This is a genomic window from Streptomyces sp. NPDC002055, from assembly GCF_040296705.1.
Lineage (GTDB): Bacteria > Actinomycetota > Actinomycetes > Streptomycetales > Streptomycetaceae > Streptomyces.
On sequence record NZ_JBEOXS010000114.1, the window covers coordinates 1 to 8014 of the forward strand.

Annotated in this window: 5 protein-coding genes; 1 reads left to right on the forward strand and 4 read right to left on the reverse strand. The window is 71.2% G+C overall.

What is annotated here, in order from left to right; translation table 11 throughout:
* Positions 1-260: 260 nt before the first annotated feature.
* Positions 261-3089 (reverse strand): preprotein translocase subunit SecA, encoded by a 2829-nt coding sequence (secA, locus tag ABT112_RS34325; protein ID WP_351515734.1) that lies wholly within the window; start codon positions 3087-3089, stop codon positions 261-263.
* A gap of 451 nt (positions 3090-3540) precedes the next feature.
* Here secA and ABT112_RS34330 point away from each other — a divergent pair, with 451 nt between their 5' ends.
* The gene (locus ABT112_RS34330) at positions 3541-4764 is read left to right on the forward strand and encodes a winged helix-turn-helix domain-containing protein (RefSeq protein WP_351515735.1); all 1224 of its coding nucleotides are present in this window, start codon (positions 3541-3543) and stop codon (positions 4762-4764) included.
* 157 nt (positions 4765-4921) lie between these two features.
* On the opposite strand, the gene ABT112_RS34335 is transcribed toward ABT112_RS34330, so the two are convergent.
* From ABT112_RS34335 to ABT112_RS34345, 3 genes are all read right to left on the reverse strand, one after another.
* A complete protein-coding gene (locus tag ABT112_RS34335) occupies positions 4922-5665 on the reverse strand; it encodes a response regulator (protein WP_351515736.1) in 744 nt (247 codons plus the stop codon).
* Positions 5666-5862: 197 nt separating this feature from the next.
* Positions 5863-6546, reverse strand: coding sequence for a ribosome hibernation-promoting factor, HPF/YfiA family (gene hpf, locus ABT112_RS34340; protein ID WP_502975529.1), 684 nt, complete (start codon positions 6544-6546; stop codon positions 5863-5865).
* A 581-nt stretch (positions 6547-7127) separates the two neighbouring features.
* Positions 7128-7814, reverse strand: coding sequence for a ComF family protein (locus tag ABT112_RS34345; protein ID WP_351515738.1), 687 nt, complete (start codon positions 7812-7814; stop codon positions 7128-7130).
* Positions 7815-8014: the final 200 nt, after the last annotated feature.

Sequence of the window (8014 nt, forward strand, 5' to 3'; positions counted from 1 at the left end):
CGGCCGCGCGGCCCGCGCGGCCGCCCCCCCCCCCCCCCCGGCGCGCCCCCCCGCCCGCCCGCCCCGCCCCCGGGGGGGCCCCCCCCCCCCCCCCCCCACGCCCCGGAAGCCCGGAACCCCGCGCCACAGCCACGGCCCCGGCCCCGGCCCCGGCCCCGGAACGAGCGAACGGGCCGGGGCGGAACACCGTGTGGTGCTCTGCCCCGGCCCGTTCGTCGCTCCGAGCCGCGACTGCTCCGAGTGTTCGGACTGCTACGCGGCTACTTCTTGCGGCGGCGGCCGGCGGCCTTCTGCGCCTTGCGGCGCTCGGCGCGGGTCATACCGTCCCCCTCGGAGCGCGGCGGGCCGTCGTCGCCGACCAGGTCGCCCTCGACGATGTCGCCCTCGCCGTCCACCTTCGGGGCGGTGAAGTGCAGCCGGTCGGGACGCTGCGGCGCCTCGAGGCCCTTGGCCCGGATCTCGGGACGGGCGACGGCAGCAGCCGGAACGGCGCCCTCCGGCTCCTTCTCGAGCGTGGCCTTCGCCTCGGCGTCCGTGACGGGAACCTCCTCGACCTGCTGCTCGACCTGGACCTCCAGGTTGAACAGGTAGCCGACCGACTCCTCCTTGATGCCCTCCATCATGGCCGTGAACATGTCGAAGCCCTCGCGCTGGTACTCGACCAGCGGGTCCTTCTGGGCCATCGCGCGGAGGCCGATGCCCTCCTGGAGGTAGTCCATCTCGTAGAGGTGCTCGCGCCACTTGCGGTCCAGCACCGACAGCACCACGCGCCGCTCCAGCTCACGCATGATCTCCGAGCCGAGCTCCTTCTCCCGCGCGTCGTACTGCTCGTGGACGTCGTCCTTGATCGACTCCGCAATGAACTCGGAAGTGATCCCGGCCCGGTCCCCGGCCGCGTCCTCCAGCTCCTCGACGGTGACCTTCACCGGGTAGAGCTGCTTGAACGCGCCCCACAGCCGGTCGAGGTCCCACTCCTCGGCGAAGCCCTCGACGGTCTCCGCCTGGATGTACGCGTCGATGGTGTCGTCCATGAAGTGCCGGACCTGCTCGTGCAGGTCCTCGCCCTCGAGGACGCGGCGCCGCTCGCCGTAGATGACCTCACGCTGCCGGTTGAGGACCTCGTCGTACTTCAGGACGTTCTTACGGGTCTCGAAGTTCTGCTGCTCGACCTGCGACTGCGCGGAGGCGATGGCCTTGGTGACCATCCGGTTCTCGATCGGCACGTCGTCCGGGACGTTCGCCATCGCCATGACGCGCTCGACCATCTGCGCCTTGAACAGCCGCATCAGGTCGTCGCCCAGCGACAGGTAGAAGCGGGACTCGCCCGGGTCGCCCTGACGGCCGGAACGACCCCGCAGCTGGTTGTCGATACGCCGGGACTCGTGCCGCTCGGTGCCCAGCACGTAGAGCCCGCCGAGGTCCTTGACCTCGTCGTGCTCGGTCTTGACCGCGGCCTCGGCCTTCTCCAGGGCCGCGGGCAGCGCGGCGGCCCACTCCTCGGGGTGCTCCACCGGGTCGAGACCGCGCTGGCGCAGCTCCGCCTCGGCCAGGTCGTCCGGGTTGCCGCCGAGCTTGATGTCGGTACCGCGGCCGGCCATGTTGGTGGCCACGGTGACCGCGCCCCGGCGGCCCGCCTGGGCGACGATCGTCGCTTCCCGGTCGTGCTGCTTGGCGTTGAGCACCTCGTGCGGCACACCGCGCTTGGCCAGCTGGTTCGAGAGGTACTCGGACTTCTCGACCGAGGTGGTGCCCACCAGGACCGGCTGGCCCTTCTTGTGCTTCTCGGCGATGTCCTCGACCACGGCCGCGAACTTCGCGGGCTCGGTGCGGTAGATCAGGTCGGACTGGTCGATCCGCTGGACGTCGCGGTGGGTCGGGATCGGCACCACGCCCAGCTTGTAGATCTGGTGGAACTCGGCGGCCTCGGTCATGGCCGTACCGGTCATGCCGGAGAGCTTGTTGTAGAGGCGGAAGAAGTTCTGCAGGGTGATCGTGGCGAGGGTCTGGTTCTCGTCCTTGATGTCCACCCCTTCCTTCGCCTCGATCGCCTGGTGCATGCCCTCGTTGTAGCGGCGGCCCGCGAGGATACGGCCGGTGTGCTCATCAACGATCATGACTTCGCCGTCCATGACGACGTAGTCCTTGTCCTTCTTGAAGAGCTCCTTGGCCTTGATCGCGTTGTTGAGGTAGCCGACGAGCGGGGTGTTCACCGACTCGTAGAGGTTGTCGATGCCCAGCCAGTCCTCGACCTTGCTCACGCCGGACTCGTGGATGGCGACCGTGCGCTTCTTCTCGTCGACCTCGTAGTCGCCGGTCTCGTCCAGCCCCTTCTGCAGGTTGGCCGCCTCGCCCTTGGTCAGCCGGGTGACGAGCTTGGCGAAGTCGCCGTACCACTTCGTCGCCTGGTCGGCGGGACCGGAGATGATCAGCGGGGTGCGGGCCTCGTCGACGAGGATCGAGTCGACCTCGTCGACGATCGCGAAGTTGTGGCCGCGCTGCACCAGTTCGTCCTTCGACCACGCCATGTTGTCGCGCAGGTAGTCGAAGCCGAACTCGTTGTTGGTGCCGTAGGTGATGTCGCAGGCGTACATGTCGCGGCGCTGCGCGGGCGTCATGTTGGCCAGGATGCAGCCGACCTCGAGTCCGAGGAACTTGTGCACCCGGCCCATCCACTCCGAGTCGCGCTCGGCCAGGTAGTCGTTCACCGTGATCAGGTGCACGCCCTCGCCGGACAGCGCGTTGAGGTAGGCGGGGAGGGTACCGACGAGGGTCTTGCCCTCACCGGTACGCATCTCGGCGACGTAGCCGAGGTGGAGCGCGGCGCCACCCATGAGCTGAACGTCGTAGTGGCGCTGTCCGAGGACACGCTTGGCCGCCTCGCGGACGGTCGCGAACGCCTCGGGGAGCAGGTCGTCCAGGCTCTCACCGTCGGCATACCGCTGCTTGTACTCGTCGGTGAGTGCCCGCAGCTCGGCGTCGGAGAGGTTGACGAAGTCCTCTTCGATGGAGTTGACCTGGCCCGCGATGCGGTGCAGCTTGCGCAGGATCTTGCCTTCGCCTGCACGCATGAGCTTGTTGAAGACGGACACGTAGGTTGGTCTCCTTGCCGGTCGGGCCTGGCACGGTTCATGTGCGCGGGCACGGCAGGGGCAGGCCCCGCCGCAACGGCCATCGTAAGTCAGGACCCCGCCGCGCCGGGAGGTCCGTCTGCCGGAAGGGCCGGTGTCACCCGTAAGGAGAACGCACGAGCGCCCCGGAAGGTGCCCCGCAACCGCCTCACGACCGCTCCGGCGCCCGGCGCGAGGCGGCCCCGCTCCGGCGCACGGTCCGTTCCGGTGGAGCCGGGCCCGGCCCTCCCTTGCCCCGAACAGTGATCAACGGTGAGAGTCCGCTCTCCGCTGCCGAGGCCCCCGGGGCAGCGCGGGCGCGGCCGGAAGGCGGCGCCCGCGCACGGCGCGCTTCCGCAGAAGCCGCCGGCAGCGGGGCCGCGCCCCGGCCGGGACGGCAGGGCTGTCAGTGGCGGCATCTAGGGTGCGGCTCATGACCACGTTGCCGAGGCCGGCCATCGAACTCTCCGCCGACGACGCACGGCGGATCGCCCTGCGCACCCAAGGACTCCTGGGCGCCCCGGACCGCCGGGCCGGGGTGCGGGGAGTGCTGCGTCACCTGGGCGCGATACAGCTGGACACGATCTCGGTGCTGGCCCGGTCCCACGAGTTGGTGCCCTACGCGCGGCTCGGCCCGGTGGGCCGCCCCGCCGTCGAGGCGGCGTACTGGACGGACACCCACTCCTTCGAATACTGGTCGCACGCGGCGTGCATCCTGCCGATCGAGGAGTGGCCGCACTTCGCCTTCCGCCGCCGGGCCCGCCGGGCGAAGGGCCACCGCTGGCATGTGCTGGAGGACTCGGAGCGCTCGTGCGCGGCGGTGCGGGACCGGCTGAAGGCCGACGGGCCGCTGACCGCAACGGAGTTGGGCGGCGCCAAGAACGGCGGCCCCTGGTACGACTGGTCCGAGACGAAGATCGCCGTCGAGTGGCTGCTGGACACCGGCGAGGTCGTCTGCACCGAGCGGCGGGGCTGGAAGCGGGTGTACGACCTCGCGGAACGCGCCGTACCGGACGCCCTGCTCCACGACGACCTCGACGACTCCGCATGCATCCGCCGCCTGGTCGAGCAGGCGGGAGCCGCGATGGGGGTCGCCACACGGGCCGACCTGGCCGACTACCACCGGCTCAAGGGCGAGCAGGTGGATGCCGTGATCGCCGACTCACGGCTCGTCCCCGTACGGGTGGAGGGCTGGGGGCGGCCGGCGAACGCAGCCGGCGCCGGCCGGTCCGGCCCGCGGGGAGCGGGCGAGGCGTGGGCCGATCCGGCGGCGCTCGCGGACGCGGCCCGGCGGAGCAGGCACCGGACCACCCTGCTCTCCCCGTTCGACTCCCTGATCTGGGACCGGAAGCGCACGGAGCGGATCTTCGGCTTCACCCACCGGCTGGAGGCGTACGTGCCGAAGCCGAAGCGGGTGCACGGCTACTTCGCCATGCCGCTGCTGTCCGGCGGACGGCTGCTGGGCCGGGTGGATCCCGCCCGGGAGGGGACGACGCTGGTGGCACGGCAGCTCTCGCTCCAGGGACACGGGGCGGTCGGGCCGATGGCGGAAGCGCTGCGGGAAGCAGCCGCATGGGTGGGCTGCGAGGAGGTACGGGTCGAGCGGATCATGCAGCCGGAGCTGTCGGCGCCACTCACCGAAGCCCTGAGCCGCTGAGCTCCTGAGCCGGGATTCCGCTGGGCCGGGATTCAGCTGGGCCCGGGACCCTGCCGAGCCGGGCCCAGCCGTCTCCGGCCCGCCGGCGAGGGGCCCGCGAAACGGCACCGGGGCGCGGCTGCCGTGCCGCGATCCCGGCATGCTCCCCGGTCACGGCCTACCTGATTTCGAGGATCTTCTCCCGCATCGCGTAGACGACGGCCTCCATCCGGGAGTGCAGTTGCAGCTTCTCCAGGATGTTCCGGACGTGGTTCTTCACCGTGTTCTCGCTGATGAACAACTCCTTCGCGATGTCACGGTTGTTCATGCCCGTCGCGACGAGTTTGAGCACCTCGAGTTCGCGGTCGGTCAGCCGGGGGGCGGGCACCAGACGCCGCTCATCGGTGCGCTGGATCATCGACTTGAACTCGGTCAGCAGCTTGGAGGCCATGGACGGGCTGATCTGCGACTGACCGTCGGCGACCGCGCGAATGGCGGTGGCGACCTCGTCGGTGGAGATCTCCTTGAGTAGATAGCCGGTGGCCCCCGCCTTGATCGCGTCGTAGAGATCGGCCTCCTCGTCGCTGATCGTCAGCATGATGATCTTCGCGCTGGGGGCCACCTCCTTGATGGAGGTGCAGGCCTCGATGCCGCCCCGCTTGGGCATCCGTACGTCCATCAGCACGATGTCGGGCAGCAGATCGGCCGCCTTCTCCACCGCCTCGGCACCGTCCCCTGCCTCGCCGATGACCTGGATGTCCTCCTCCTGGGCGAGGACGATCTCCAGACCACGACGGAAGAGGGCGTGGTCGTCCACCACGAGGACCCGGATGGGCTCCTTGCGTGCCCCCTCCGCGTCCGCACCCGCCCCGACGACTCCCTGGCCGTCCTCGTCGGAACCGGGCCCGAAGCTGTGCGCCATCGTTCCTCCCCCTGAAGGCCGTGGCCTTGGTTGCGTGCCCTGCCGCCAACCGCACTCCATGGAACACGGGTTGGCCGCGGTCGTCATGATTTCATGCCCGGTCGGCAGTGGGGTGCTCCCGTGGGCGCACAGTGATGCCCCCGGGGGCGCACAGGCGCTCCCGGGGGCATCGAGTCGTACGGTGCGTCGGCCTGCCGTCAGCCTCCGAGTGCTCCGCCGGCGCCGTGCGGTGCCTCGGCGACCAGCGGGTCGTGCTCCAGATGAATGACGCCGTAGTCGTAGGCGTGGCGCCGGTAGACCACGCTCGGCTGCTTGGTTTCGGAGTCGACGAAGAGGTAGAAGTCGTGCCCGACCAGCTCCATTTCGTAGAGCGCCTGGTCGAGGCTCATCGGTGCCGCGGCGTGGGTCTTCTCACGGACGACCAGCGGGCCTTCGCCCAGTACCTCCAGCGAGCCCATCCTCGTCGTGGGCACGCCTTCCTCGGCGTTCGCGGTGGGCGACTCGCCGTTGAGGGCTGCGGCGAGGGGGGCGGTGGCGGCTGCGACGCTCATCGGCGTCCGGCCGCCGCCGCGGTGTACGCGGCGCTTGTCGGCCTGCTTGCGCAGCTGGGCTTCGAGCCTGTTCGTCGCCGCGTCGAGTGCGGCATACGGGTCGGCGGCCGAAGCCTCCGCCCGGATCACGGGGCCGCGCGACACCAGCGTGATCTCCACGCGGTCGGCGCGGTCGGCCTGACGGGGATTGTGTTCCTTGGACACCTCGACGTCGAGGCTGATCACCTTGCCGTCGAGCTTCTGGATCTTGTCCAGCTTCAGCTTCTCGGCCACGTGCTTACGGAAGCGCTCGGGCACCTCAGTCTTGCGGCCCTTGACGACGATGTCCACGCAGAACTCCGTTCCCGGATCGCCCCGCCCGGAGGCGGAGCACATCCCTCTTGCCTGGGGCCGGCGGGTTCCCCGCAACGGGAGGAACCGTCGGCACTTCGTCTGCTGCACCGCCACGAAGCCGGGGCGTCATCCGGAGTCGCGGCGCTGCGACTTTCACCTCCTCCTCCCCAGTCGGCAGGGTTTCACCCCATCGACTTCAGGGACGGCGGAAAAGTCCCTAAGCACGCTCGTCCGAAGTATGAAGCACGCTTGTCCGACATATAAGGCATAGCCTCCGCCATTCCTCACACCGAACATAGCTCCACCCGACAGTTGTCGGCACCCCCTACCGGCGCGTACCTCGGTTCCGGAGTCATTCCGCTCTCACCCCTGCAACGCTGGGCGTTCTCCGCCAGTTCCACCACAGGACCCACTCCGTCCAGGCACCCCGGGCGTACGGTCCGCGACGGCCCCCGGCCGGTGGCCCCCGGGGCGGCCGGAGAAACGGGGAGTGCGGCCGGGAAGCCGCACCGGCAGGGGCTCCCCGGCAGCGCACCGGGAGGCCGCACCAGCGCCCGGGACCGGCGGCAGGCAGCGGGTCAGCACGCTCCGAGCGGGCCGGCGACCACCGCTGCCGCCGCCACCCGGACGCCCGCCTCCGTCACCGCTTCGGCTGCCGCCGCCAGCGACGCCCCCGTCGTCATCAGGTCGTCCACCAGGACCACAGGAGCGGCCCGGAGCAGCCTGGCGGACCCGCCCGCGACCATCAGGGCGCCCGCGAGATTCGCGCGGCGCTGCGGGCCGGTGAGCCCCGCCTGGTCGGCCACCGCGCGCCGCTGCCGGAGCAGCGCCAGCACCCGCGCGGGGCGGCGCTCGCGCCGCAGCTCACGCGCCGCCGCGACAGCGATCCTGCGGGTCGGGTCGTGGCCTCGGGCAGCCACCGCACGCCGAGCCGAGGGAACCGGCACGATCAGCAGCCCCCTGCCGTCCGGCGGTCCGCATCCGGCCCGGATCGCCCCGGCGAGGGCCTCTCCCAGCGGCCCTGCCAGCCCCAGGGCGCCCCGCTCCTTGTGGGCGAGCAGCACGGCCCGCACCTCGTCCGCGTACACCGCCGCCGCATGGACCGGCGGCAGTCCCGCCGGGACCGGCGTGGGGCGCACGCTGCGTGACCGCCGGCCGCTCAGAGCCGACCGGCACCGGTCGCACAGCACCACCCGGGGGTGTCCGCAGCCCGCACAGCCGACCGGCAGCACCAGCCCCGAGATCTCCTCCCACCATCCCCGCATGGCTCCACGGTGGCCGGTCGGGCCCCACCGCACCAGCCCTGTGGACAACCGGCCGCCCCGCTCACCGGCGCAGGGGCCAGTACACCGCGCGGGGCTCCGCCGACGGCCGTGCCCCCGGCTTGCGGCCGGGTCAGAGGTCCAGGTGGGCCAGTACCGCCAGCACCCGGCGGTTGTCGTCGCCCGACGGGGCCAGGCCCAGT